This window comes from Azospirillum baldaniorum, from assembly GCF_003119195.2.
GTDB lineage: Bacteria > Pseudomonadota > Alphaproteobacteria > Azospirillales > Azospirillaceae > Azospirillum > Azospirillum baldaniorum.
Genome location: NZ_CP022253.1, coordinates 2,986,227 through 3,011,531 on the forward strand (window position 1 = coordinate 2,986,227; position 25,305 = coordinate 3,011,531).

Below are 25,305 nucleotides of genomic sequence, written 5' to 3' on the forward strand. Positions count from 1 at the left end.
CCCCTCCCATTCGCGGCGCCGGTCCCCACCTGTTGGTGGCACCCACCATTGGGACCAGGCTTCGGGAACGGGAGAACAAGCATGACGACGGCGCCAACATCGACCGAGTCTCCGGACGGCTGGCTGGAAACGGTCGTCGTCCCGCGCACCAGCGACATCGGCGGATTCGAGGTGCGGCGCGCCCTGCCCTCCGTCCGCAAGCGGATGGTCGGGCCGTTCGTCTTCCTCGACCAGATGGGGCCGGCGATCCTCAAGGCCGGGGCGGGCATCGACGTCCGCCCCCACCCGCACATCGGGCTGGCCACCGTCACCTACCTGTTCGACGGCGAGATCCTGCACCGCGACAGCCTGGGCACCGTCCTGCCGATCCGTCCGGGGGCGGTTAACTGGATGACCGCCGGGCGCGGCATCGCCCATTCCGAACGCTCCGCCACCGACGAGCGCGGGCGCGACCGGCTGCTGTCGGGCATCCAGTCCTGGGTCGCCCTGCCCAAGACCCATGAGGAGACCGACCCCGCCTTCGTCCATCTCGGCGCCGACGAGCTGCCGGTGGTCGAGGGCGAGGGCAAGCGGCTGCGCGTCGTCGCCGGCGAGGCGTACGGTGTACGTTCGCCCATGAACACGCTGTGGGACACGCTGTACGTCGATGCGTCGCTGGACGCCGGCGCCCGCCTGCCCATCGACCGCGAGACGGAGGAGCGGGCGCTCTACATCGCCGACGGCACCGTCACGATCCACGGCGACCGCTTCGAGTCCGGGCGGCTGCTGGTGCTGCGTCCCGGCGACGCGGTGACGGTGGAGGCCGAAACCGCCGCCCGCCTGATCCTGCTGGGCGGCGCCGTGATGGACGGCCCGCGCCACATCTGGTGGAACTTCGTCTCCAGCCGCCAGGACCGCATCGAACAGGCCAAGGCCGAATGGAAGGCCGGACGGTTCGACGCCGTTCCCGGCGAGACGGAGTTCATTCCGCTTCCGGAACGGTGAAGCCGAGCGCCGTCAGCTTCTCCCGCACCGCCGGATCGGCCAGCGCCGCCAGGAAGCGCCGGACCGCCGGCCGCTCCCGGCGGTCGTTGGGGATCACGAAGTCGTAATGCTCTGCCTGCAGGGGCAGGAAGCCCAGCCCGTAGAGGGTGGCGACGCTTTCGATGGCGACGCCCCAGTCGGCGCGGCCCTGGGCCACCGCCACCGCCACGGCGTTGTGCGACTTGGCCTGCGACCAGTAGCCGGTGGGGCGCGCCGCCCCGAGCAGCCGGTCGGTCAGGATGCGCGTGCCGCTGCCGGCGTTGCGGTTGACCAGGATGCAGTCGGGGTCCTGCGCCGCCGCCAGACCGGCCTCCTCAGCCGTTTTGCCTTCGAAACGAACGTCGCCCTTGCGGAAGACGATGCCCTGAAGGCGGCGGTAGCCAAGCACGAGGCCGAGCGCCGGGGTCAGGAAGGGGCGGTTGTACTCCCCGCTCTTCGGGTCCATCAGGTGGATGGCGGCCACGTCGCACTCGCCGCGCCGGGCGGCGGCAAGGCCGCCCATCGAGCCGACGTTCAGCGCCTTGACCGTCAGCCCTTCCCCGACCAGTTGGCCGGTGATGGCGTCCAGCCCGACGCAATGGCTGCCGACCACGATCAGGTCGGCGGGGCGGGTGTCGCGCCCGATGCGCTGGACCGACACCGGGGTGCCGGCCTCTACCGCCTCGGCCTGCGGGTCGATGGCGATGAAGCCGTCCGCCGCGCTGAAGGCGGTCACCGCGCCGGAGCCCTTGGACAGCGGATAGGCCGCCAGCCCCCCGTCCGCTCCACGCACCAGCGAGACCATCACATATTCGGTTCGGCCCCGTTCCGATCCCAACCGCATCGGCACCGTCGCGTCCACGCTCTCCTTCGCCGCGGGCGGCAGGCCGGCCAGCGCGCGCAGCACCGGGGCGACAAACTCGTGGAAGGTGAACATGGCGGAGGTCGGGAAGCCGGGCAGGATCACCACCGGCTTGCCCTTCGTTACGGCCAGGCACAGAGGCTTGCCGGGCTTCAAGGCGACGCCGTGCGCAACGATTCCGGGGTCGGTCAGGCGGCTGACGATGCGGTAGGACAGGTCACCCGCCCCCTTCGACGTGCCGCCCGACAGCAGAAGCGCGTCGCAGGACAGACCCTGCTCGACCAGCGGGGCCAGTTCCGCCTCGTCGTCGCGCGCGATGCCCAGCCGGACCGGTTCCCCGCCCAGCTCTTCCACCGCGGCGGCGAGGATGGCGGCGTTCGAATCATAGACGGCGCCGGGCCGGATCGGTTCGCCGGGGGCGGCGATCTCGTCTCCGGTGGACAGGATCGCCACGCGGGGACGACGGACCACCGACACCTCGGCCCGCCCGATGGCCGCCAGCACGCCGATCTCACGGGAGGTCAGCAGTTGCCCGCGGCGCATCACCGTCTCGCCGCGCCCGATGTCCGACCCGGCGGCGGCGACGAAGGCGCCGGGCACCACCGGCTTGCGGATCTCCACCAGAAGGGCGTCGCCCTCCTCATGCGACTCGGTGTGCTCGACCATCACCACGGCGTCGGCACCGCGCGGCAGCATGCCGCCGGTGGCGAGCACCGTGGCCGTGCCGGGGGCGACGGTCAGCGCCGGGACGCGCCCGGCGGACAGCACCTCCTCGTTCAGGCGCAGCACGACCGGCGTGTCCTCGCCCGCCCCCAGCGTGTCGGCGGCGCGCACCGCGAAGCCGTCCACCGAAGAGCGGTCGAAGCCGGGCACGTCGACCGCCGCCACCACATCGGCGGCCAGCACGCGGCCCAGCGCGGCGCCCAGCGGCACCGTCTCCGCCCCCTTGGGCGTCAGGTCGAGATGGCGGCGGAACCGCGCCTCGGCCTCGTCGCGGCCGACCACCTCGAGAAACTGCTCCTGCCGGGCCGCCTGGGCGACGAACCGCCGGATGTCCTGGTTGGACACGCCCTTTCCCCCCTCGCTTAATTCTGTTCAGAGACTTGTACCGTCAAAACAGCGCAGGGTCACCGTCGCCCCCGCCGGGACGCCCTCGCTTTCCGCGGGGATCAGCACAAAGCCGTCGGCCAGCACCGCCCCGGCCAATCCCGGCCGGTGCGGGGAGGCGACCGGCTCGACCATTCCATCCGCCGTCCGGCGCACACGGTACAGTTCGGTGCAGCCGATCTCCGACACCAGCTTGCGCACCACCACGGCGGGGACCGCCGGATGGGGCAGCCCAGGGTCCCGCCCGGCCAGACGGCGCAGCGCCCGCCCGGCCAGCAGCTCATAGGCCGTCAGGCAGGCCATCGGTTCACCGGGCAGCAGCACGGCGGGCACGCCGCCGGCCGTCCCAAGCGCCGCCGAATCGCCGGGGCGCAGGGCCACACCGTGCAGGGCGAGTTGCCCCGCCTCGGCCAGCGCCAGGGGGGCCACATCGTCCTCCCCAACCCCGGTGCGCCCGGCGGAGATCAGCAGGTCGGCGCCGGGGGCTGCGTAGGCCGCGGCCAGCGCGGCGCGGTCCGCCGGCAGCGGTCCCACCAGCTCCACCACGCCGCCATCGCGCGTCGCCAGCGCGGTCAGCATGGCGCCCAGCGTTTCGGGTCCGGACCGCGGCCCCCCGGCCAGCACGATCCGCACCCGCGGTCGGGCCCCGACACGCACCGTGTCAATCCCCAGCGCGGTGAGCAATCCGAGATCCTGCGGGCGCAAGCGGTGCCCGGCCTTCAGCAGGACCGTCCCGCCGCGCAGCCCCTCCCCCCGCCGCTCCACGCCCTCGCCCGGGGCGGCGCTGCCCAGCGCCTCGACGAAGGGACCATCGGCCTGCATCGCCTCCACGGGCAGGACGGCGTCGGTCCCCGGCGGCATCGGCTCGCCGGCCGCGACCGTCACGGCGCCCGGCAGCGGAACCGGGTTGTAGGAGCCGGCGCCCAGCGTGTCGCTGGAGGCCACCGCCACACCGTCGCGGGCGGCCCGGTCGGCGGGCGGCCAATCCCCCGGCGCCTTCACCGGCTCGGCGAGAACCAAGCCCTCCGCCAGCGTGGCGGGGAGGTCGGCGAGAGCCACGGCGCGCGGCGGCAGAGGGCCGACGGTGGCGTCGATCCAGCCTTCCATGACCGGCAGGGCGGCACGGCTGGAAAAACCGCGCCCGCGCACGTCGGGCGGACTCGCTGCAAAAGGAAGCCGGTCCCCGGTCGCGGGGTCGTCTCCGGCTCTGGCCGAACTCATGGCTGCACCCGTGATGCCTCAGGTCGGCCTCTTATACCGCAACCTCCACACCGCCGCTGCACACACGGTTGCGGCCGGCGCGCTTGGCCTCGTAGAGCAGGCCGTCGGCAAGCTGGGTCAACCGGTCCGGCGTGTCGTCCAGCGTCGGCCGGGCCGTGGCGACGCCGAGGCTGATGGTGACATGGTCGGCGACATGGGACACCGCGTGGGGCAACCGCCGGTCGGCCACCGTCTCGCGCAGACGCTCGGCGACCTGGACCGCTCCGCCCTCGTCGGTTTCGGGAAGCAGGCAGACGAACTCCTCGCCGCCATAGCGGGCGATCAGGTCGCCCGGCCTCATCATCTGCTCGGCCAGGAGCTGGGCCACCGCGCGCAGGCACTCGTCGCCCGCCTGATGGCCGTAGTGGTCGTTGTAGGGTTTGAACTGGTCGACATCGAGCATGATCAGCGACAGCGGAAGCTGCACCCGCCCACAGCGCCGCCATTCGCGCAGCAGCACCTCGTCGAAGCGGCGGCGGTTGGCGATGCCGGTCAGGCCGTCGGCGAAGGACAAGGTGCGCAGCAGGTCGGTCTGCCGCTTCAGCAGCAGGTGGTTGCGCACCCGCGCCTTGACGATCGGCGGACTGATCGGCTTGGAGATGAAATCGATGGCGCCGACCTCCAGCCCGTAGGTCTCGTCCTCCACCTCGCTCTTGGCCGAGATGAAGATGACGGGTATGTCGCGGGTGATCGGATCGGTCTTGAGACGGGAGCAGACCTCGTACCCGTCCATGCCCGGCATCATGATGTCCAGCAGAACGAGATCGGGCAGCCGGGACTGCGCCAGCTCCAGCGCCTTCGCCCCGTCGGTCGCGAAATAGATGTCGTGGTCGTCCTTCAGGATGCGGCTCAGGACATGGACGTTGGACGGGATGTCGTCGACCACCAGGATTTTGGAGCGTGCGTCGGTCATGTTCGGTTCCTGGTGGCCGGTTCCTGAAAGGCGGTTCCTGGTGCGAGGCGGGTCAGTCGGCCGGAAGGCTCAGACCGAGGTCCTGGGTGATCCTGCGCAAGATTCCTTGAGCTTTTGTAAAATCGAGGCCGTCGACCGCCGACGAGAGCGCCTTCATGGCCGCCGGATCGATCCAGTCGGCCAGCGGCGGGGCCAGAACGGCGAACTCCTCCGCGGCGGCGAAGTTGCTGTCGCGCAGCAGCCGGGCGAAGCGCTCCAGCATGGGCTCCAGCGTTGCGATGTCCATCGCCGGACCGCCACCGCCCGGCGGGAGGCCGGGGGCGTGTCCCGGCGCAACGGCCAACCGGGCGGCGGCGAGCCGGGCGGCGGAGTCCAGCACCGCCTCCAGCTCCGCGCGCAGAACCGGCAGCTGCGCCGCCGCCGCCGCCCCGTCCCCGCGGAAGGCGGCGACCTGCACCGCGTCCGCGGCGGCGGACAACGTCCGCGCGCCGATGTTGCCCGCCAGGCTTTTCAGCTCATGCCCCAGCGCCTTGGCCCGCGGCAGGTCGCCGGCGGCCAGCGCCGAGGCGATGCCGTCCGCCGCCCCGTCGTAGGTCCGGGCGAAGTCGGTGACGAATTTGCGGAACAGCCCGACGTCGCCGTCGAGGCGGTGCAGCGCGTCCTTCACATCGATGCCCGGCAACTCGGCGGGAAGCGCTCCACGGGCGTGGGACGGCACGGCCTTGGGCAGAAGCGGCATGCCGGGCGTCGCCGACGGCTGGCCGAGCCAGCGCGTCACCACGGAAAACAGCTGCTCCACGTCGATCGGCTTGGCGATGTGGTCGTCCATGCCGCCGTCCAGACAACGCTGGCGGTCGGACGGCAGGGCGCTGGCGGTCATGGCGATGATCGGCAGCCCCTGCCCGGCGGGGCGGGCGCGCAGCCGGCGCGTCGCCTCGAATCCGTCCATCTCCGGCATCTGCACGTCCATCAGCACGAGATCGAAGGGCGGGTTCGCCTCCTCGACCCGGGCGACGGCCTCGCGCCCGTTGCCGGCCAGGGTCACGCGGGCACCGGCGCGCTCCAGGATCTCGCGGGCCACCTCCTGGCTGATGCTGTTGTCCTCCACCAGCAGCAGGCGCTGCCCGAACAGCGGGCGCAGTTGCGGCGGCCGGAGAAGGCCGGCGGGGACCGGCGCGCAGGCGTGCAGCGGCGGGGTCTCCGACGCCTCGCCCTCAGCGCCGCGCCCAAAGGCGTCGATCACCGCGTCGAGCAGGGAGGAGGCGGTGACTGGCTTCACCAGCGCGCCGCTCAGGCCCAGGTCCGGCGCTCCCGCGTCCCCCGACGCGGCGCCCATCCGCTCGCGGCCGAAGGCGGAGACCACGATGATGACCGGCGCCTTCACCAGCCCGTCCTCGCGGATGCGGCGGGAGGTTTCCAGCCCGTCCATCCCCGGCATCTTCCAGTCCATCAGCACGATGTCGTAGGGCTGCCCGGCGGCGGTCGCACGCTCCAGCTCCGCGATCGCCTCAGGCCCGGACGCGCAGAGCGAGGCCCGCCAGCCGAAGGAGACGACCAGTTCGGCCAGCACTTCGCGCGCCGTGAGATTGTCGTCCACCACCAGCACCGAGAGGCCGCGCGGCACGGCGGAGAACCGCGACGGACGCTCCCCCACCCGCCCGGCATTCCCGAAAGCGGCCTGCCCGAAGACGGGGTTCCCGAAAACGGCGGTGAAGTGGAAATCGCTGCCCCGGCCCGGCTCGCTCGTCACATCCATGGCGCCGCCCATCAGGGCGACCAGCCGCGTGCAGATGGCCAGCCCGAGACCGGTGCCGCCGTAACGCCGGGTGGTGGAGCTGTCGGCCTGGCTGAAGGCCTGGAACAGCCGTTCCTTCTGCTCCGCGTCGATGCCGATTCCGGTGTCGCGGATGGAGAAGGTCAGGACCGCCCGCTCCTCCGTCACCTCGACGGCGCGGACGGACACCACCACCTCCCCCGCCTCGGTGAACTTGATGGCGTTGCCGGCGAGGTTGATGAGCACCTGCTGAAGGCGCAAGGGATCGCCGACAAGGTCGAGCGGAACCTCCGGCCCGACCGAGAACAGAACCTCGATGTCCTTGTCCTGCGCCGCCGCGCCGACGATCACCGCCAGGTTCTGCAGCAGGTCGTCCAGGCGGAACTCCACCCGCTCCAGCTCCAGCTTGCCGGCCTCCACCTTGGAGAAGTCCAGGATGTCGTTCAGGATGCCGAGCAGCGACTGGGCCGACACGCGGATCTTCTGGGCGTAGTCGCGCTGGCGCGTCGACAGGTCGGTCTGCTGGAGCAGGTGGACCAGCCCCAGGATGGCGTTCATCGGCGTGCGGATCTCGTGGCTCATGTTGGCCAGGAATTCGCTCTTGGCGCGGCTGGCCGCCTCGGCCACGGATTTGGCCTGGCGGAGCGCCTCCTCGGCCCGCTTGCGCTCGGCGATCTCGTGGAAGACGACCACCGCGCCCTCCACCCGGCCGTCCTCCAGCATGGGGGAGGCCGCGAACTCCACCGGGAAGCTGGTGCCGTCCTTGCGCCAGTAGATGTCCTCCGAGCCGCCCCGCGCCTCGCCGGTGCGCAGAACCTCGAAGACCGGGCAGTCGATGGTCGGCGCCGGCGTGCCGTCGGCGCGGGTGTGGTGCAGCAGCACATGCAGGCTGCGGCCCAGCATCTCCTCGTTGCTGTAGCCGGTCAGCGCGCAGGCGGCGGGGTTGGCGAAGGTGATCCGCTCGTCGCGGTCCACGCCGCAGATCCCTTCCGACGCGGATTGCAGGATCAGGTTCAGCCGGCGGTTGGCTCCCGCGAAGGCGCGGTTGGCCAGTTCCAGGCTGCGGGCGGTGGCGTCCAGGTCGGCGTTCGTCTCGGCCAGCCGGCGGCGTCCCACCTCCTCGCGCGACAGGCTGCGCGCCGCGGCGGCCGCCAGCGCCGCGCAGGCGGCCACCGCCAGCAGGACCAGCAGGCCGCCGTGGATCGTGCGCTCGCGCCAAGGCGTCAGCGCCTCGTCCCGCGACAGGCCGACCTGCACGATCAGCGGCAGATCCTGAACCCTCAGGTTGGCGACGATCCGCTCCGATCCGTTCACCGGAGACTGGCTGAAGATCGTGCCGCCGATGGCCCGCGGCGCCTCGTCCATCGGTCGGGTCACCGGAGGCATGTCGGGGGGCGCCGGGGACAGCGATGCGGCGGTGTCCTGGCCCGACAGGCTGAACAGCAGGGTCCCGTCCTCGCGGTACACGGCGACGGCGCCCCCGCGTCCGATGTTCAGCCCGTCGAAAAAGGAACGGAAATAATCGAGGTCCAGGGCGATGGCGGCAACGCCCTGGAAATTCTCCACCGTCCCGATGCGGCGGCTGATGGTGAAGGTCGGCCGGCCGGACAGCCGGCCCCGGATCATCCCGCCGATGTGGAACGTCTCGCCGTTCCGGTGAGCCTGGAAGAAGGCGCGGTCCGCGTTGTTCATCGGCGGCGACGGATACTGGCGCGTGGTCAGCAGCCCGTTTCCGGCGGTGTCGAGGATCAAGATGGAACTGACCTCCGGCATGGCGTCGGACATCGCGCGCAGTTCCTGCCACAGCGGCAGGTCGCGCCCGACCGCCTCCACCTCCCGCACGCGGAGCCGGTCGTCGACGCGCTGCAGAACGAGATCGCTGGTGGCGACGGTGCGGCGCACATGCTCGTGCAGCAGGCGGGCGGCGCTCAGCGTCCGGTCACGGGCGTGGCTCACCGCCTCGTCGCGGTCGGCCCAGGTGGCGGCCCCCCACAGGCCGACTCCGAACAGGGCGATCACCCCGACGATGGTCGTCAACAGGGTCCGCAGCCGCGTGCGGGGGGCCGCGGCGTGTCCCTCCGCCGTCAGAAAAGCTTCGTCCATCGCCGGTGTCCGCCAGATCCGGCGCACGCCGGAGGAGAGAAAGGTGCCGCACATGGGAATTATGGCGTCCGGACGATATCCTTCGCAAGAGACTTGAAACGGCTCTCCCCCCGGCCGCGGGACAGCGTGTCGCGCAACGCCTCCGCCCCCTCCTCCGCGGCGTCCAGAACGCTGTCGGCCAGCCCCTCCGCCTCGTGCCGGCGGCCGGAGCGCAGGGCGGCGCTGAGCGCGCGGCAGGAGGACGCCAGACGGACCAGCCCCAGATTGGCCGATGGGGCGACCAGGGCCTGCGCTTCTGCCAGCGCGCGGCCGGATTCACCGCCCATGCGCAGGCGGCCCATCCGCTGGGGCAGCTCGTCGAGGAAGGCGGCGGCCATACGGGCGCAGGCCTCCTCCCCCAACTCGTCGGACAGCCGGGCCAGCATCGCGCGGTCGAGCGGCTGACGGAGCGGGAACGGCTCCACCGCCGTGAAGGTCTCGGTCATGGCGCCCTTTTCCGCCGCACCGTCGGTTGCTTCGGCGGGCTGGATGGCCCAGCCCAAGGCGGCGTCGATCGCGTCCAGCATGGTGGCGCGGTCCACCGGCTTGGCGATGTGGGCGTTCATGCCGGCGTCGCGGCAGCGCCGAACCTCGTCGGGCAGCGCGCTGGCGCTCATCGCCAGGATCGGGATCGTCCCAACCGGCGGCAGCAGGCCGCGGATCGCCCGTGTGGCGGAATGACCGTCCAATTCCGGCATGTGCACGTCCATCAGCACGAGATCGTAGGCGCCGCGCTGCACCGCCTCCACCGCCTGCCGCCCGTTGGCGACGGCGTCCACGCGGTGACCCGTACCCTGCAGCATGGCCGTGATCAGCTCCCGGTTCATCGCCAGATCCTCCGCCAGCAGGATGCGCGCCGGACGGCGGTGGACCAGCAGTTCCACCGCGCAAGGGGTGCCGCTCCCGGCGGGAGGATCGGCTTCGGGCAGGACCAGCGACAACCAGAAGGTCGAGCCGACGCCCGCCTGGCTCTGCACCCCGACCGTCCCGCCCATCATCTCCACGAGCCGCCGGCTGATGGCGAGGCCGAGACCGGTGCCACCGCGCGACCGGTCGATCTGGCTGAAGCGCTGGAAGAGCTGGCCCTGCCGGTCGGACGGGATGCCGATTCCGGTGTCGGCGACGCTGATCGTCAGATGCGGACCGCCGGGAGTGTCGGCGATCTTCACGACGGTCAGGCCGACGTCGCCGTGCTCGGTGAACTTCACCGCGTTGGCCAGCAGGTTCAACACCACCTGCCGCAGCCGGTCGGGATCGCCGCGCAGCCAGTCCGGCACATCTGGAGCCACGGCGGCGTGCAGCGTCAGCCCCTTCGCCTCGGCCTCCAGGCGCAGCACCGCCGCGCAGTTGGCGATCAGGTCGCGGACGGCGAAGGAGGTGTCGTTCATCACCAGCCGCCCCGCCTCGATGCGCGAGAAGTCCAGCACATCCTCGATCACCGTCAGAAGCGACCGCCCGGCGTCGCGCACCAGGCGGGCGTGGTGGCGCTGCCGGGGCGTCAGGTCCTCGTCCAGCAGCAGGCGGGCAAAGCCCAGGATGCCGTTCAGCGGGGTGCGCATCTCATGGCTCATGGTCGCCAGGAACTCGGCCTTGGCGCGGCTGGCCGCCTCGGCCTCCAGGCGGGCCTGGATCAGCGCCTGCTCGTTGCGCTTGGTCTCGGTGACGTCGGTGACGATGCCGTCCCACACGATGTCGCCGTTGTCGCGCCGCGCCGCGCGGCTGGAGACGCTGATCCAGCGGATGTCACCGTTCGGCCAGATGATCCGGTATTCCAGCCGCCAGGGCTGCAGCGTCTCGGCGGAGGCGTGGATCGAGGCCAGCAGCCGCGGACGGTCGTCGGGGTGGAGGATGCGGTTCAGCGACTCCAGCGTCACCCGCTCGGTCGCCGGCAGCCCCATCACCTGGAAGAAGCCGGGGCTGCAGTAGGGGAAGCGCAACCGACCATCCGCCGTCAGCACCCGCTGATACACGCCACCCGGCAGGTTCGCCACCGTCGCGGTGAAGCGGCGCTGGCTTTCGGTGAGGGCGATCTGGAGATCGCAGCGCTCCTGCTCCTTGCGCAGGAAGGTGCCCAGCGCCAGCGTGCCGAGAAAGTTGCCGAGGCTCAGCGGAACCAGCGCGGTGTCGACCAGACGGCGCGCCATGTCGGGGGACAGCAGGAGGAAGCTGAAGGGCGCCATCACCGTCACCAGCAGGGCCAGCGCGATCAGATGCCGATTGCCGAACCGCCCGGACCGCCGCGCCGCCGCCCCCACCAGCATGCCGATCAGCCCCGCCCCGACCAGCGAGGCCACCCCCGCCAACGCGCCCGGACCGCCCAGCCACAAACGGAAGGCCCCGGACACCGCCGCCGCCGCCGCCCCGGCCAGAGCGCCGCCGAACGGACCGGCCAGCCCGACCATCACGTTGCGCGCGTCGATGAACAGGCCCGGCGCCACCCGCACCGGATCGGCCATGCCCAGCACCGCCACCCCGCCGAACATCAGGCCCAGCAGGGCGTTGGCCAGCGCCGCCGGCCAAAAGGCGGCGCGGCTGCGGATCTGCAGGAAGACGACCGCGACGACCGCGAACAGCCCGATGTTCTGCGCCAGCCCGAGCAGCAGCTCACTGGAAACCATGGTCATCGCAACCCCCTGGCGGTCCCGTTTTGCATTTTGCCTGTGCGGCGCGAGGCGGATTCGCATCGTGCGACGCATTCCCGGCGTACGGGCGGACGCCGCTCGGTTTCGGTCCGCCCGTCGGCTCCGGTGACGCAAAGGACGTGCCGCGCCGGAGGTGGTCGTCCATCCTGGGCAGCCCGACCGAGGCAACCCGCCCGGGTTCACCATACGGGGTGGCGGAGCGGAGGCACGGCGGGGCGGGAAAGGTCCCGCGTTCCGCACCGCACCACGCCCTTCGGGGCACCCCCTCCACACCGGCAATCGTCGCAAATGCCATAGGCCTGTGACGTTCCGGGGATTTCCGCCGGGCGGGCCGGTCCGGCGGCCGCATGACCGGGTTAGTACGGAATTCCGGCGGGGCAAAAGGGCCTTCATTCCCGTTGGCGAAGCGGGATGCCGGCGGTACCGCGCCGGTGTCGCCCGAAGACCGCGCTCTCGCCCGAAGGGGTCCTCCCTTGGGATTCACGCCATGGAAAGCATCGGCAGGACGGCCATCGGGCCGGAGGGACGCGGACCGGAGGCGGTGACGGGAGAAGGTTCATGCAGCACGCCGTTGCCGGGGCCCCGCGGTTGTCCGTGGTGGTTCCCTGCTACAACGAGGCCGAGGGGATCGGCGAATTGCACCGCCGGGTGTCCGCGGCCTGCCGCGCCGAGGTCGGGGAGAGCTATGAGCTGATCCTGGTGGATGACGGATCGCGCGACGGCACCTGGGGCCGCATCGCCACTCTGGTGCGCGACGATCCGGCGGTGACGGGGGTGCGGCTGTCGCGCAACCACGGCCACCAGCTCGCCCTGACCGCCGGACTGCACGTCTGCCGGGGCGAGCGCATCCTGATCATCGACGCCGATCTGCAGGACCCGCCGGAATTGCTGACGACGATGATGGCCCGGATGGACGCCGGGGCCGACGTGGTCTACGGCACGCGCATGGCCCGCGACGGCGAGACCTGGTTCAAGAAGGGCACGGCGGCGCTGTTCTACCGCCTGCTCGACCGGCTGGTCGACATCGAGATCCCCAAGGACACCGGCGACTTCCGCCTGATGAGCCGCCGCGCCCTGGAGGTGCTGAACGCCATGCCGGAGCAGCACCGCTTCATCCGCGGCATGGTGAGCTGGATCGGGCTGAAGCAGGAGCCGCTGCCCTACGACCGGCAGGCCCGCGCCGTCGGCGAGACCAAGTACCCGCTGGGCAAGATGATCCGCTTCGCGGTGGACGCCATCACCAGCTTCTCCATCAAGCCGCTGCGCGCCGCCTCCTACGTCGGCTTCTTCTTCGCGCTGTGCGCGCTGATGGCGCTGGGCTACGCGCTGGTGAGCTGGTCGCAGCACGCGACGGTTCCCGGCTGGACCAGCGTGATGGTCGTCTCGCTGGTGCTGGGCAGCACGCAGCTGCTGATCCTGGGCGTCCTGGGCGAGTATCTGGGACGGCTCTACATGGAGACCAAGCAGCGGCCGCTGTTCGTGGTGGACCGCATCGCCCGCCATCCGGACGCCATGGCCGCCCAGGTCGCTGCCCAAGCCGCCGCCCGGGCCGCGGCCGCCGAAGCCGGTGGGCAGGCCGTGCCGGACCCCGTCGTGGTGCATCTGGGAACCGGCATCGCCGCCGCCGCCGGAGCCTTCTCCCGCATCGAAGCCAAGAGCGGGGCCAACAGTTGAGCGGCACGGAAGGCCGGAGACGGGCCGTTCCCTGGACGGCCATCCGCTTCGCTCTGGTCGGCCTGCTGAACACCGGGGTGGATTTCGCGCTGTTCCTGGCGCTGGCGTCGCTGGCCGGCGCACCCGTTCTGGCCGCCAACGCCGTGGGCTACGGCGCCGGCGTGCTGTGCAGCTTCCTGCTGAACCGCAGTTGGACCTTCCGCCTGCGCCGCGACGCGGCGCCCATAGCCCGCCGCCTGCCGCTGTTCCTCGCCTTCAACCTCGTCGGGCTTGCGCTGTCCACGCTGGTGGTCGGTCTGCTGATCCCCACCGTTCCGCCCCTGGTCGCCAAGATCGCAGCGACCGCCGTCACCTTCGCCTGGAACTACTGGTCCAGCCGGCGCTTCGTCTTCGCCGCTCCGGCCGCCAATCCCCTCGTCTGAGTCCGCGGCCCGAGCGGCCCCGCCGGAGGGCGGGGTCGCTTTGCCGCAACGGCGAACCTTGACCGCCGGGCGGCCTACCCCAATCTATGACGGAGCGGCGCCGATCCTCCCCTTTCGGGCCGCCAGCCAGCCGGGCGCCGGAAACGGGCCCAATGTGCAACTCGCTCGCCTCTCGAGGAGGATGCGCCGTGACGACACGTCTTTCGCTCTTCAACAGTCCGCTGCTCCTGGGCTTCGACCAGTTCGAGCGCACGCTGGACCGCATCGCCAAGAATTCCGCGGAAGGCTATCCGCCCTACAACATCGAACAGATCGGGGACGAGGGCCTGCGCATCACGCTGGCCGTGGCCGGCTTCACCTCCGAGGACCTGTCGGTCCAGATCGAGGACAACCAGCTCGTCATCCGCGGCCGCCAGACCGACGACCGCTCGCGCATCTACCTGCACCGCGGCATCGCCGCCCGGCAGTTCCAGCGCAGCTTCGTTCTGGCGGAGGGGATCGAGGTGGTCGGCGCCTCGCTCGACAACGGCCTGCTCAACATCGACCTCAAGCGGCCCCTGCCGGAACCGAAGGTCCGCACCATCAAGATCGAGCAGCCCGCCCAGGCCGCCAGCGGCACCGCCGGACCGCAGACCATCGACGTCGCCCCCGACCGCGGCGACGCCTGACCGGTCTTCGCGCTAAAACCAGCGCGATTGCCCGCCGCTCACACCTCCTCGACCGTTTCGTCCAAAGGACTGCGTCATGAACAGCTTCGACACCGACAAGGCCGCGGCCTTCCTGCGCCAACTGTCGCCCCAGGACTTCGCCACCTTCGGGCTGGACCATGTGGCCTATGTCCGGCCGGTGACCGTCGACGACGCCCCGGCCTTCTCCGTCCACGCCGCCGACGGCACGCCGCTGACGGTGCTGGCCGAGCGCGACGTGGCCTTCGCCACCGTCCGCCAGAACGACATGGAACCGCTGAGCGTCCATTGACGCCCGGGGCGTCCTGCTGACGACGCCCGGAGGTTTCGCCGAAACCTCCCCGGAGGTTGCGAAAGGGCCGGTCCGCCGCGGACCGGCCCTTTTCGTTTCTGTACGTCCGGTGCTATGACATTGCTCCGGGACGCCCCCTTCAACCCTTGCCTGCCCCCCTCAACCCGCTATCCTTGTGGGGGACCGCGAAAGTGGCCAAGCGGGCGGATGGGCGCCGGCTTGCGGGGAGATGGCATTGAGCGACGGGGCAGACACCAGCGAGGCTGTGGCCGAGAGTGCGGGGGACAAATCGGCACGTCCCCAGGGCGGAGGCCGGCGCAGGCAGTGGGAGGACGAGGCCCGCGACGCGCTGCACATCATGCCGCTGTCGGCCATCCCGCTGGAAACGCCGGGTCTTCAGCACGCCCGGCTGATCAAGAACGTGCGGTTGCAGACCGTCGTCGAGATGTTCCACGACGTCCAGACCGGCAGCGGGCAGGTCTCGCCCCGCCACCTCACCGCCTATTTCGAATCCTACAAGGAGGAGGTGGAGCGCGACCTCGTCAAGATCGAGAAGATCGCCGCCGCCTCCAGCTTCGACGTCTACACCTCCCGCATCGAACTGCGCCGGATGAACATCGACGTCAACAGCATCGAGTCGCTGACCCTGTCCGACCGCAAGAAGGAGGAGCTGACAAACTACATGCGCGTCTTCACGCGCCCGTTGGTCGAGTATGTCTACGGGTCCGAGGACATGCAGGTCCAGGACGTGAAGGACATCATCGGCATGTTCTCCAACCCCAACCGGGACGAGGCGCTGCGCAACCTGCGCATGATGGCCGACCGGCTGGACATCGAGCTGGGGGAGATCCCGCAGTTCCTCGAGGAGTACGGTGACATCTTCCTGTCGCTGGCCTATTTCAAGAAATGCCTGGACGACATCGTCCCGGAGATCCAGCGTTTCCTGTCCTGGATGGCCGAGATCCGCAGCTCCACCGAGGTCAAGCGCGACGCCCGGCAAATGCGCATGCTCGATGAGATCAGCCGCGACCTGACCGACATCTCGACCTCGATCACCGGACGGTTCGAGAGCTTCGACAACCGGTCCAAGGACTTCTGGCGCGACATCAACGCCGAGACCTTCCATTCCATCCGCGAGCTGATCGCCTCCCACCACGTCACCATCGGCGGCGTGCTGTGCGGTCTGGCGGTGAAGATGGACCTGTGGAAGGCCCGCTTCGCCCGTGGCGGCGGCGGCCCGAACCGGCGCATGGAGTTCGTGAAGTCGGAAATCCTGCCCGGCCTGTCCCACATCAAGTCGCTGGAACAGTCCGCCCGCTCCGCCAGCGCGTGAGGAGCCTTCCACGGCGCGGCTCCGGTCGCCTGGAGGGGCGGCTCACTCCGTCAGCGGCACCTTGGTGGTCACCGTCCCCCCGTCCGGCACCTCCAGGACGAAGGCGTCGAAGGCCGGCGGGCCGAAGGCGCTGCCCGTCGCCCCGCCGCTGAAGCCGTAGGGCTCGCGCGGCATGCCCAGCAGGTTGGTGGTGAGCACCGAGTCGCCGTTCCGATCCTGGAACACCGCGACTCCGTAGCGCCCCGCCGGCAGCCCGGCGAAAACCGCCGTCACCTCCGTCCCCGACGCCTCCAGGATTTGCCCGGCGAAACGCCGCTCCGCCTTGTAGGCATCGGCGCCGTCATACAGCGCGACCCACAGCTTGCCCTGTTGGGGCTTGACGTCGGCGATGGTTGCGCGAAGCTCCCCCGCGCTGAGTCCCGCCGCGGCGAGGGTCAGCGTCATCGCGCCGACCAACCCCAATCCGACCCGACATGCGGCTGCCATTTCCTGTCCCTTTCCTTCGCCGTGGGCGATCCGTCGCCTTTCCGACCCGGTCCCTTCCATGCCGGAAGGAGCGGGCGGCGGGCCACCGCCGCTGCGGGACCGGCTGGGCGCGGCTTCGCGAAACGCCGGAACCGGCGGTTCACGATGCGTGAAACGACGGGTCCCGCGCCGGGGCAGCCCCGCACGCCCTACCGCCGCCGGCTGCTGGGCCGGCGCCTGCCGGTGCTGCTGGCCGCCGCGCTGGTGCTGACCCTGCTGGGTCCGTTCGGCACCTTCGCGGATCTGACGCTGGCGCAGCGGCTGGCTTACTGGTGCGGGCTGATCGGGCTGGGCGGTCTCGCCTTCGAGCTTCTGACCCTGGCCGCCGGCCATCGGTTGCGGGAGCGGGCGGGGGCGTGGCGCGCCACGCTGGCCGGGGTGGTCCTGGCGGTGGCGGCGCTGATGACGCTGACCGTGGCGCTGCTTGAAAGGACATTGCGCGGGATGGATTTCCTGCGCCCGCTGGGGTTGGCGGAGCTGTTCGTCTACGTCGTCCTCGTCACCCTGCTGGTGTCCGCCATTCCGGTCTGGCTGGAGCTGCGCGACCGCGGGCTTCTCGCCGGCCCCACGCCGCCGCCATCCCCGTTCGTCCCGGACAACGCGCCGGCATCATCCCCGGCGGAGCGGCCGGAGGCCGCCTTCCTCGCCCGCCTGCCCGCGCGGCTCGGCCGGGACCTGCTGGCACTGGAGATGGAGGACCATTACGTCCGCGCCCACACGGCGGAGGGCAGCGACCTGATCCTGATGCGGCTGCGCGACGCCATTGCGGAGTTGGCCGGGCTGGACGGGATGCAGGTCCACCGCTCCCACTGGGTCGCCGCCGCGGCCGTCGCCGGGGTGGAGCGCAAGCCGGACGGCAAGCTGGTGCTGGTTCTGCGCAACGGCCGTCGCGTGCCGGTCAGCCGCAGTTACGCGGCGGCGGTTCGCGAGGCGGGCTGGGCGGAGAAGACGGGGCCGTAACCAGCGCCCCCACAACACACAAAGACACTGTGAAAACCCGAACAGACGCGGACACCCCACGCAATAACGGGTGCTTTCTCTATCACCATTGGGCGGTCATTACCGTTGAATTCTTGTTAGGTCATTCAAAGTGCCGACACCCTAAGGCTTTCATTCAATAATTCACTTCAACATGCCGCCACGATGCCATACCATCGAAAACACAGGCATTTTCCCATCAAGGGCATCGAAAACAATAAGGCAATCCAGACGACAAGAACGCCAAACTTACGCCTACACCGTGAAGTCTTTCTGACATTCTTGAATTGCCAGGGAGCGATCACACCGCCTCCTCTCGCGCAGCCGGACACCCCCATACTCCCTCGTCGTTCGCCTCCCGCCGCAGAACCGGGTTCGGGACCGCCGACCCGCGCCTCCGTTCCACCCAAACCTTGCGGGTCCCATGACGTACCGCCCCGACATCGACGGCCTTCGCGCGGTATCGATCCTTTCGGTTCTGCTGTTCCACGCGAAGTTTCCCCTGTTCAGCGGCGGATACGTCGGCGTCGATGTGTTCTTCGTGATTTCCGGCTACCTCATCGGCTCGATCGTTCTGAACGACGCGCAGCGCGGCACCTTCTCCCTCGCCGACTTCTATGTCCGCCGCATCCGCCGAATCCTTCCCGCCCTGTTCGCGGCGCTGGCGGTCACCGCGGCGCTCGCCCTGTTTTTGCTGTCGCCCCAGGAGTTGAAGAGCTTTTCCCAGAACCTTGCGGCGACCACGCTGTTCTCGTCCAACATCGTCTATTATCTGAAGTCCGGTTACTTCGAGAACGCGGCGGAGATGAACCCGCTTCTCCACACCTGGTCGCTGGGGGTGGAGCAGCAATTCTACATCGTCTTTCCCCTTGCCGTGCTGGCCCTGCTCCCGTACGGGCGTTCGGTTTGGGTCGCCGTTCTGCTGGCGGCGGCGACGGCGTCCTTCGCCTTGGGCGTGTTCCTTGTCCGGGATCATCCGGTGGCGGCCTTCTACCTGCTGCCGCCCCGGCTGTGGGAACTGGTGCTGGGCGCCCTTCTCGCCTTGGGCGCCGTTCCGGACAGCCGCAGCCGCGCGGTGCGGGAACTGGCCTGCGCGGTCGGCGCCGCCCTGATCCTCGTCAGCGTGTTCGCCCTATCCGAGGCCACGGCCTTTCCGGGCTACGCCGCGCTGCTGCCCTGCCTGGGCGCGGCGCTGGTGATCCACGCGGGGCGGAGCGGTCCGACGGCGGTCGGGAGGGTGCTGACGCTGCGCCCCATGGTCTTCATCGGCCTGATCTCCTACTCCATGTACATCTGGCATTGGCCGCTGATGGTCTTCGCGCGATTCTACAAAGGGCGGGACCTGACCACCAAGGAAACGCTGATCCTTCTCGCGGTCATCGCCGCGGTGTCCGTGCTGTCCTGGCGGCTGATCGAAATCCCCTTCCGCAAACCCAGGGCGGCGTCGGACCGCCGGCCGTCCAAGGTCTTCGCGCGGACCGGCTGGGCCATGGCGGGGCTGGCGGGGGTCGGGCTGCTCGGCCATCTGTCCAACGGACTGCCGCAGCGCTTCACCGACTACGCGCCGCAGGACATCTCCGGGCGGGAACTCTACAAGGAACACACCTGCTTCCTCGAAACCGACCAGCCGCCGGAGGCATGGCCGGGCTTGGAGAGTTGCCGGATCGGTTCGCCGAAGGCGGACGCGCCCACCGCCCTGCTCTGGGGGGATTCCTTCGCGGCCCATTACGTGCCGGGGCTTCAGAACGTCGCCGACACCCTGCCCTTCAACATCGTCCAGTACACGGCGTCCGGCTGCCCGCCCATCAAGGATCTGTCCGTCAACGCCCGCCCGAACTGCCAGGAGTTCAACCGCCGCGTCGATGAACTCATCGACCGCAACGGCATCCGCATCGTCATCATGGCGGCGCGGTGGGAATGGTACATGGACACGAACGCCCTCGATCTCCGCCGCCTGCACGAGACCGTGGACACGCTGCTGAACCGGGGCATCCGCATCGTGGTGCTGGGGCAGAGCCCGGTGTTCCGCTTCCGCAACCCCTACGACCACACCTATTTCATGAAGTCGGAGCGGGCCTACTCGATCACCGGCCAAGCCGCCGACCAGCCGGTCATCACCGCCACGCGGGGCGCGCGGTTCGTCGACACCTCCGACTATTTCTGCGACCCCGACCCTTGCAAAGACCTTCCGCTCTGCCGGATCAGGGACGACCAAGGCTTCTATTTCCTGGACCAGGGCCATTTCTCGGCCCATGGGAGCACCCTGCTCGTGCAGAGCATCCAAGAGGTTCTCCGCGCCCCCGACCCGTTCTATGGAGAATGAGGCCTGACCGGGACGCCGCGCAGCGGGAGGGCGGTGCCGCCCCCGCTGCGCCGGCTTCCGTCACTTCGCCAGATTGCGCAGGACGAAGTTCAGCACGCCGCCGTTCCGGTAATACTCGACCTCGTCCACCGTATCGATGCGCAGCAGCAGCGGCACCTGCCGGGTCTGCCCATCGGCGCGGGTGATGGTCATCGTCACGTCCTTGCGCGGGCGCAGGTCCTGCTCTATGCCGTCGATGTCGAAGGTCTCCGTGCCGTCCAGCGCCAGATCGTTGCGGGTCAGCCCATCCTTGAACTGGAGCGGCAGGATGCCCATCCCGACGAGGTTGGAGCGGTGGATGCGCTCGAAGCTCTCGGCGATCACGGCGCGGATGCCCAGCAGCTTGGTGCCCTTGGCCGCCCAGTCGCGGCTGGAGCCGGTGCCGTACTCCTTGCCGGCGATGACCACCAGCGGCACGCCCTCCTGGGCGTAGCGCATCGCCGCGGTGTAGATCGGCAACTGCTCGCCCGAGGGATAGTGCCGGGTCTCGCCGCCCTCCACGCCCGCCAGCATCTCGTTGCGGATGCGGATGTTGGCGAAGGTGCCGCGCATCATCACCTCGTGGTTGCCGCGCCGTGCCCCGTAGGAGTTGAAGTCCTGCGGACGCACCTGATGGCTCAGCAGATACTCGCCGGCCGGGCTGGTCTTCTTGATCGAGCCGGCGGGCGAGATGTGGTCGGTGGTGATGCTGTCGCCGAGCACGGCGAGCGCGCGGGCGCCCCGCACGTCGCTCACCGCGTCGGGAGTCTTCGGCATGTCGGCGAAGAAGGGCGGCAGCTTCACGTAGGTGCTGCCCGCCTGCCACTCGTAGGTCTGGCCCTCGGCGGTCTGGATGCCGCGCCACTGCTCCGGCCCCTCGAACACGTTGCCGTAGCGGCTGCGGAACATCTCCGCCGACAGCGAGGCGTCGATGGCGTCCTGGACTTCCTGGTTGGTCGGCCAGACGTCCTTCAGGTAGACGGGCTGGCCGTCATGGCCGGTGCCGATGGGGTCCTTGGCCAGGTCGATCTTCATGTTGCCGGCCAGCGCGTAGGCGACGCACAGCGGCGGCGAGGCCAGATAGTTCGCCCGCGTGTGCGGGTTCACCCGGCCTTCGAAGTTGCGGTTGCCCGACAGCACCGCGGCGACCACGAGGTTGCCCTCCTCCACCGCCGCAGCGATGGGGTCGGGCAGCGGGCCGCTGTTGCCGATGCAGGTGGTGCAGCCGTAGCCGACGATGTTGAAACCGAGCTGGTCGAGGTAGGGCTGGAGCCCGGCCTTGGCCAGATAGTCGGTGACCACCTGCGAGCCCGGCGCCAGCGAGGTCTTGACCCAGGGCTTGGACTTCAGCCCCTTCTCCACCGCCTTGCGGGCGAGCAGACCGGCGGCCACCAGAACCGCCGGGTTGGAGGTGTTGGTGCAGGAGGTGATGGCGGCGATCACCACCGCGCCCTGGTCGAGGTTGTAGCCGCAGCCCTTCACCGGAACGGAGCGGTCGGCGTCCTCCGCCTTGAAGGCGCCGACCAGATCGGTGCCGAAGCTCTGCGCCGCCTGGGACAGCGGCACGCGGTCCTGCGGACGCTTCGGGCCGGCCAGCGACGGCTCGACCGTCGTCATGTCCAGCTCCAGCGCGTCGGTGAAGACGGGGTCCGGGGTGCCGGCGTCGCGCCACATGCCCTGGGCGCGGGCGTAGGCCTCGACCATCGCCACGCGGTCGGCGTCGCGGCCGGTGAAGGTCAGGTAGCGGATGGTTTCCGCGTCGATCGGGAAGATGCCGCAGGTGGCGCCGTATTCCGGGGCCATGTTGCCGATGGTGGCGCGGTCGGCCAGCGTCAGGTGATCCAGACCCGGCCCGTAGAACTCCACGAACTTGCCGACCACGCCCTTCTTGCGCAGCATCTGGGTGACGGTCAGCACGAGGTCGGTCGCCGTCGTGCCCTCCTTCAGCCGCCCGGTCAGCTTGAAGCCGACGACCTCGGGGATCAGCATGGAGATGGGCTGGCCGAGCATGGCCGCCTCCGCCTCGATGCCGCCGACGCCCCAGCCGAGCACGCCCAGCCCGTTCACCATGGTGGTGTGGCTGTCGGTGCCGACCAGCGTGTCGGGATAGGCGACCAGCTTGCCCGCCGGGTCGGTGTCGGTCCACACGCCCTGCGCCAGATACTCGACGTTCACCTGATGACAGATGCCGGTGCCCGGCGGCACGACGCGGAAATTGTCGAAGGCCTTCTGGCCCCAGCGCAGGAAGGCGTAGCGCTCCAGGTTGCGCTCGAACTCCAGCTCGACGTTCTTCTCGAAGGCGGAGGGGTTGCCGAAGTAGTCGACCATCACCGAGTGGTCGATGACCAGATCCACCGGCACCAGCGGGTTGATCTTCTTGGGATCGCCGCCCAGCGCGGCCATCGCCTCGCGCATCGCCGCCAGATCGCAGACCGCCGGCACGCCGGTGAAGTCCTGCATCAGCACGCGCGCCGGGCGGTAGGCGATCTCACGGTCGGACCGCTTGTCGTGAAGCCACTGGGCCACCGCCTTGACGTCGTCGGTGGACACCGTGCGCCCGTCCTCGAAGCGCAGGAGATTCTCCAGCAGCACCTTCATGGAATAGGGCAGCCGGGAGAGGTCGCCCAGTCCGGCGTCCTCCGCGGCCTTGATGCTGAAATAATCGTAGCTCTTGCCCCCGACGGACAGGGAGCGGCGGGTTTTCAGCGAGTCCTGACCGGTGAACGTCGTCACGGTACCCCTCCTTCGCGTTATTGGCGGACCGGCCGGGCGGTGGCCGTGGTTTCCGCATGTCTCAACCGCCTGATTTAGTGCCGGTCCCGCCCCCCTTCAAACGGCGCCGTGCAAAGGGCAGGCAAGCGGAAGCGTGGGGGCTGCGCTCTCTTCGTGCGAAACGGGGCCGGTCCGTACTAGAATCCCGCGCAATGAGAACCACGCGGACGGGCGCAACGGCCCGGCGCGCGACGGGTGGAGGAAACGGAATGGCATGGCGCGCCCCAGCTTTGGCGGCGGTGGCCCTGGCGGCGGTGGTGCTGTGCGCCCCGGTTGCGGCCGCCCCGGAGCCGCCGCAAGGGGCGCAGTTCTTCCCGCACCTCGTCTACCGCAGCGGCCCCTACGCGCCCTACGGCATCCCGCTGGCCGACGGGGTGGCCGATTATCTGACGCTGGTCAACCGGCGCGACGGCGGCATCGGCGGGGTGCCCATCGCCTGGGAGGAGTGCGACACCGGCTACAACACCGACCGCGGGGTGGACTGCTACGAGCGGCTGAAGGCCAAGGGGCCGACCGGCGCCGCCGCCGTCCTGCCGCTGTCCACCGGCATCACCTACGCCCTGATCGAGCGCGGGGCCGCCGACCATATCCCGGTCTTCTCCTCCGGCTACGGGCGGGCGGACGTGTCCGACGGGCGGGTCTTCCCCTACGCGGTCAACGCCCCGGCCAGCTATTGGACGGGCATCGACGCCGCGATCAGCCACATCGCAACGGAGCTGGGCGGGACGGAGCGGCTGCGCGGGCGGAAGATCGCCTACGTCTACCATGACAGCGCCTTCGGCAAGGAGCCGCTGCCCATGCTGGAGGCGCTGCGCGGCCCGCTCGGCTTCGAGATGCGCAGCTTCCCCGTCGCCCCGCCGGGGCTGGACCAGCGCGCCGTGTGGACGCAGATCGCCCGCCACTACCGGCCCGATTACGTGATCCTGTGGGGCTGGGGCGTGCAGAACTCCACCGCCCTGCGCGAGGCCGCCGCCGCCGGCTATCCGGCCGACCGCATGATCGGCGTCTGGTGGGCCGGGTCGGAGCTGGACGTCCGGCCGGTCGGCCCTGCTGCGGTCGGCTACAAGGCGGTCGCCTTCCACGCCGCCGGGGCGGACCTGCCGGTGATCCGCGCCATCCGCGAGCGGGTTCACGCCCATGGCCTGGGGACCGGCGATCCCGGCCAGATCGGCACGGTGCTCTACAACCGCGGAGTCTTCAACGCCGCCGTCCTGGTCGAGGCCATCCGCACCGCGCAGGGCAAATACGGCCGCCGGCCGCTGACCGGGGCTCAGGTGGCCTGGGGTTTCGACCATCTGGACCTGACCGCCGAACGGCTGACCGATCTGGGGCTGGACGGCTTTATGCAGCCGCTGCGCATCACCTGCGCCGACCATGAGGGGATCGTGCCGCTGCATGTGCAGCAGTGGGACGGGGAGCGCTGGCTGGACGTCTCCGGCCCCATCGAGCCGCGCCGCGCCCTGATCCGCAAGCTGGTGACGGAGTCGGCCCGGCGCTTCGCGGCGGAGCGCAAGATCGAGCCGCGCGCCTGCGATTAGGAAATCGTCAGGTCGGGCGCATCGCCACGTAGCGGCAAAAGCGCAACCCGCTGCCCAGAACGCGCAGGCGCGACCACCACAGCGCCAGCTCGCGGGCCAGCGCCTTGAGCACGCGGGGCTCGGGGGCGGCGGTCTTCAATGCCTCGCCCAGCCGGCGCACCCGCTCCACGGCCTGACGGCGGTGGAACTGGGTCAGATCCTCGGTAATGCGCAGGTCCAGGTTGCGCTGGGTCAGCTCGTCGGCCATGCGGGTTCCCGACCAGGGATAGACCTCCAGCGGCTCGGAGTCGCGCCAGCCGTTCCAGCTCTCCCAGGAGGACGGGGTGCCCTCGATCACGTAATCGAACAGCAGCACGCCGCCCTTCGGCTTCACGCAGTCGCAGACGCGGTCGAGGAAATTCTCCTTGTCGCGCACCCGGTGCATCACCCGGTCGGCCAGCACGAGGTCGAAGGAGCCCGCCTGGTTGAAATGCTCGGGGTCGTAATGGCCGATCGGCGCCTTCTTCGACACGCCCAGCGCCTTGGAGCGCTCCATCCCCAGCTTGGCCAGCAGGGGCGACATCTCCAACCCGGTCACCCAGGTGTCGTAGCTGTCGACGATGCCGCGCGCCGGCCCGCCCAGCCCCGCCGAGAGGTCGAGCACGCTCTTGGCCGGGTTCAGCCCGAAGGAGCGGACGGATTCGACCATCCATTGCGAGTCGCCGGGACCGACGCAGTCCTGGCCCCACAGCATCTGAGCCCCTTCCGTGCGGGCGACCGACCAGACCGGTTCGCCCTGGCGGTCCAGCTGGAGGTTTTCCAGCCGCTCCAGGTCGGCATCGGGCCGCGGCGCCTCGGGCGGCAGGGCGGCGGCCGGTGCGGCGGAACCCAGCGCCGCCACCGGGCCGCGCAGGGGCAGGCGGGAGGCGGGGGCGGTGCGGGCCAGACGGGACAGGGCGGCGAGGTCGTAGCCTTCCCACCAAGCGACGAATTTCGTCCGCCAGTCGGGATTGCGCCAGCGCTCCCTATCCTGAAAATTGTGCCGCATCCGGCGCTGCGTTTC

General features: G+C 70.2%; 17 protein-coding genes. 9 read left to right on the forward strand and 8 right to left on the reverse strand.

The annotated features are described in order from the left end of the window. The first annotated feature begins 81 nt into the window (after positions 1-81). Entirely contained in the window at positions 82-984 is a 903-nt protein-coding gene (locus Sp245p_RS14145; protein ID WP_014239231.1) for a pirin family protein, read from the forward strand. Here the strand turns inward: Sp245p_RS14145 and Sp245p_RS14150 are convergent. The 5 genes from Sp245p_RS14150 to Sp245p_RS14170 are packed head-to-tail and all read right to left on the reverse strand — an operon-like array spanning position 962 to position 11,684. Continuing rightward, positions 962-2,932: a molybdopterin biosynthesis protein gene (locus tag Sp245p_RS14150; RefSeq protein ID WP_014239230.1), complete on the reverse strand. Its 1,971-nt coding sequence runs from the start codon at positions 2,930-2,932 to the stop codon at positions 962-964. The genes Sp245p_RS14145 and Sp245p_RS14150 overlap by 23 nt on opposite strands. 27 nt (positions 2,933-2,959) lie before the next feature. After that, entirely contained in the window at positions 2,960-4,192 is a 1,233-nt protein-coding gene (locus Sp245p_RS14155; RefSeq protein ID WP_014239229.1) for a molybdopterin molybdotransferase MoeA, read from the reverse strand. A 31-nt stretch (positions 4,193-4,223) separates the two neighbouring features. Next, positions 4,224-5,144: a diguanylate cyclase gene (locus Sp245p_RS14160; protein WP_014239228.1), complete on the reverse strand. Its 921-nt coding sequence runs from the start codon at positions 5,142-5,144 to the stop codon at positions 4,224-4,226. A 52-nt stretch (positions 5,145-5,196) separates the two neighbouring features. Next, positions 5,197-9,021 carry a response regulator gene (locus Sp245p_RS14165; protein ID WP_109138639.1) on the reverse strand — a complete coding sequence of 1,275 codons (3,825 nt, stop codon included), beginning with the start codon at positions 9,019-9,021 and terminating at the stop codon, positions 5,197-5,199. Between the two features lie 59 nt (positions 9,022-9,080). Continuing rightward, entirely contained in the window at positions 9,081-11,684 is a 2,604-nt protein-coding gene (locus tag Sp245p_RS14170; RefSeq protein WP_014239226.1) for a hybrid sensor histidine kinase/response regulator, read from the reverse strand. Between the two features lie 576 nt (positions 11,685-12,260). On the opposite strand from Sp245p_RS14170, the gene Sp245p_RS14175 reads away from it, so the two are divergent. The 5 genes from Sp245p_RS14175 to Sp245p_RS14195 all read left to right on the forward strand — a co-directional run bounded on the left by Sp245p_RS14175 (position 12,261) and on the right by Sp245p_RS14195 (position 16,109). Further along, positions 12,261-13,376, forward strand: coding sequence for a glycosyltransferase family 2 protein (locus tag Sp245p_RS14175; protein WP_014239224.1), 1,116 nt, complete (start codon positions 12,261-12,263; stop codon positions 13,374-13,376). After that, positions 13,373-13,798, forward strand: coding sequence for a GtrA family protein (locus tag Sp245p_RS14180; protein ID WP_109138559.1), 426 nt, complete (start codon positions 13,373-13,375; stop codon positions 13,796-13,798). Before Sp245p_RS14175 ends, Sp245p_RS14180 begins: the two co-directional genes overlap by 4 nt. A gap of 188 nt (positions 13,799-13,986) precedes the next feature. Beyond that, positions 13,987-14,466, forward strand: a complete 480-nt coding sequence (locus tag Sp245p_RS14185) for an Hsp20 family protein (RefSeq protein ID WP_014239222.1) — start codon at positions 13,987-13,989, stop codon at positions 14,464-14,466. 76 nt (positions 14,467-14,542) lie between these two features. Next, positions 14,543-14,776, forward strand: a complete 234-nt coding sequence (locus Sp245p_RS14190; protein ID WP_014239221.1) for a DUF1150 family protein — start codon at positions 14,543-14,545, stop codon at positions 14,774-14,776. 235 nt (positions 14,777-15,011) lie between these two features. Next, on the forward strand, positions 15,012-16,109 hold the full coding sequence (locus Sp245p_RS14195) for a hypothetical protein (RefSeq protein WP_014239219.1): 1,098 nt from the start codon (positions 15,012-15,014) through the stop codon (positions 16,107-16,109). A 42-nt stretch (positions 16,110-16,151) separates the two neighbouring features. Here Sp245p_RS14195 and Sp245p_RS14200 read toward each other — a convergent pair whose 3' ends face one another. Next, entirely contained in the window at positions 16,152-16,595 is a 444-nt protein-coding gene (locus Sp245p_RS14200; protein ID WP_063958360.1) for a DUF2141 domain-containing protein, read from the reverse strand. A gap of 144 nt (positions 16,596-16,739) precedes the next feature. Between Sp245p_RS14200 and Sp245p_RS14205 the strand changes: the two genes are divergently transcribed. Both Sp245p_RS14205 and Sp245p_RS14210 read left to right on the forward strand, forming a co-directional pair. Continuing rightward, positions 16,740-17,594, forward strand: a complete 855-nt coding sequence (locus Sp245p_RS14205; RefSeq protein ID WP_014239217.1) for a LytTR family DNA-binding domain-containing protein — start codon at positions 16,740-16,742, stop codon at positions 17,592-17,594. A gap of 442 nt (positions 17,595-18,036) precedes the next feature. Continuing rightward, entirely contained in the window at positions 18,037-19,935 is a 1,899-nt protein-coding gene (locus Sp245p_RS14210; RefSeq protein WP_014239215.1) for an acyltransferase family protein, read from the forward strand. Positions 19,936-19,995: 60 nt separating this feature from the next. On the opposite strand, the gene acnA is transcribed toward Sp245p_RS14210, so the two are convergent. After that, the gene (gene acnA / locus Sp245p_RS14215; protein ID WP_014239214.1) at positions 19,996-22,686 is read right to left on the reverse strand and encodes an aconitate hydratase AcnA; all 2,691 of its coding nucleotides are present in this window, start codon (positions 22,684-22,686) and stop codon (positions 19,996-19,998) included. A 248-nt stretch (positions 22,687-22,934) separates the two neighbouring features. Here acnA and Sp245p_RS14220 point away from each other — a divergent pair, with 248 nt between their 5' ends. Then, a complete protein-coding gene (locus tag Sp245p_RS14220) occupies positions 22,935-24,263 on the forward strand; it encodes an ABC transporter substrate-binding protein (RefSeq protein ID WP_014239213.1) in 1,329 nt (442 codons plus the stop codon). 7 nt (positions 24,264-24,270) lie between these two features. On the opposite strand, the gene Sp245p_RS14225 is transcribed toward Sp245p_RS14220, so the two are convergent. Beyond that, entirely contained in the window at positions 24,271-25,290 is a 1,020-nt protein-coding gene (locus Sp245p_RS14225; RefSeq protein WP_014239212.1) for a class I SAM-dependent methyltransferase, read from the reverse strand. Between the last annotated feature and the right edge of the window lie 15 nt (positions 25,291-25,305).

Excerpts from the sequence above, each read along its gene's own strand:
- Sp245p_RS14145 (WP_014239231.1), top strand. The coding sequence starts at position 82 with ATGACGACGGCGCCAACATCGACCGAGTCTCCGGACGGCTGGCTGGAA.
- Sp245p_RS14155 (WP_014239229.1), bottom strand. The coding sequence starts at position 4,192 with ATGAGTTCGGCCAGAGCCGGAGACGACCCCGCGACCGGGGACCGGCTT.
- Sp245p_RS14160 (WP_014239228.1), bottom strand. The coding sequence starts at position 5,144 with ATGACCGACGCACGCTCCAAAATCCTGGTGGTCGACGACATCCCGTCC.
- Sp245p_RS14165 (WP_109138639.1), bottom strand. The coding sequence starts at position 9,021 with ATGGACGAAGCTTTTCTGACGGCGGAGGGACACGCCGCGGCCCCCCGC.
- Sp245p_RS14170 (WP_014239226.1), bottom strand. The coding sequence starts at position 11,684 with ATGACCATGGTTTCCAGTGAGCTGCTGCTCGGGCTGGCGCAGAACATC.
- Sp245p_RS14175 (WP_014239224.1), top strand. The coding sequence starts at position 12,261 with ATGCAGCACGCCGTTGCCGGGGCCCCGCGGTTGTCCGTGGTGGTTCCC.
- Sp245p_RS14190 (WP_014239221.1), top strand. The coding sequence starts at position 14,543 with ATGAACAGCTTCGACACCGACAAGGCCGCGGCCTTCCTGCGCCAACTG.
- Sp245p_RS14200 (WP_063958360.1), bottom strand. The coding sequence starts at position 16,595 with ATGGCAGCCGCATGTCGGGTCGGATTGGGGTTGGTCGGCGCGATGACG.
- Sp245p_RS14205 (WP_014239217.1), top strand. The coding sequence starts at position 16,740 with ATGCGTGAAACGACGGGTCCCGCGCCGGGGCAGCCCCGCACGCCCTAC.
- Sp245p_RS14210 (WP_014239215.1), top strand. The coding sequence starts at position 18,037 with ATGACGTACCGCCCCGACATCGACGGCCTTCGCGCGGTATCGATCCTT.
- Sp245p_RS14220 (WP_014239213.1), top strand. The coding sequence starts at position 22,935 with ATGGCATGGCGCGCCCCAGCTTTGGCGGCGGTGGCCCTGGCGGCGGTG.
- Sp245p_RS14225 (WP_014239212.1), bottom strand. The coding sequence starts at position 25,290 with ATGCGGCACAATTTTCAGGATAGGGAGCGCTGGCGCAATCCCGACTGG.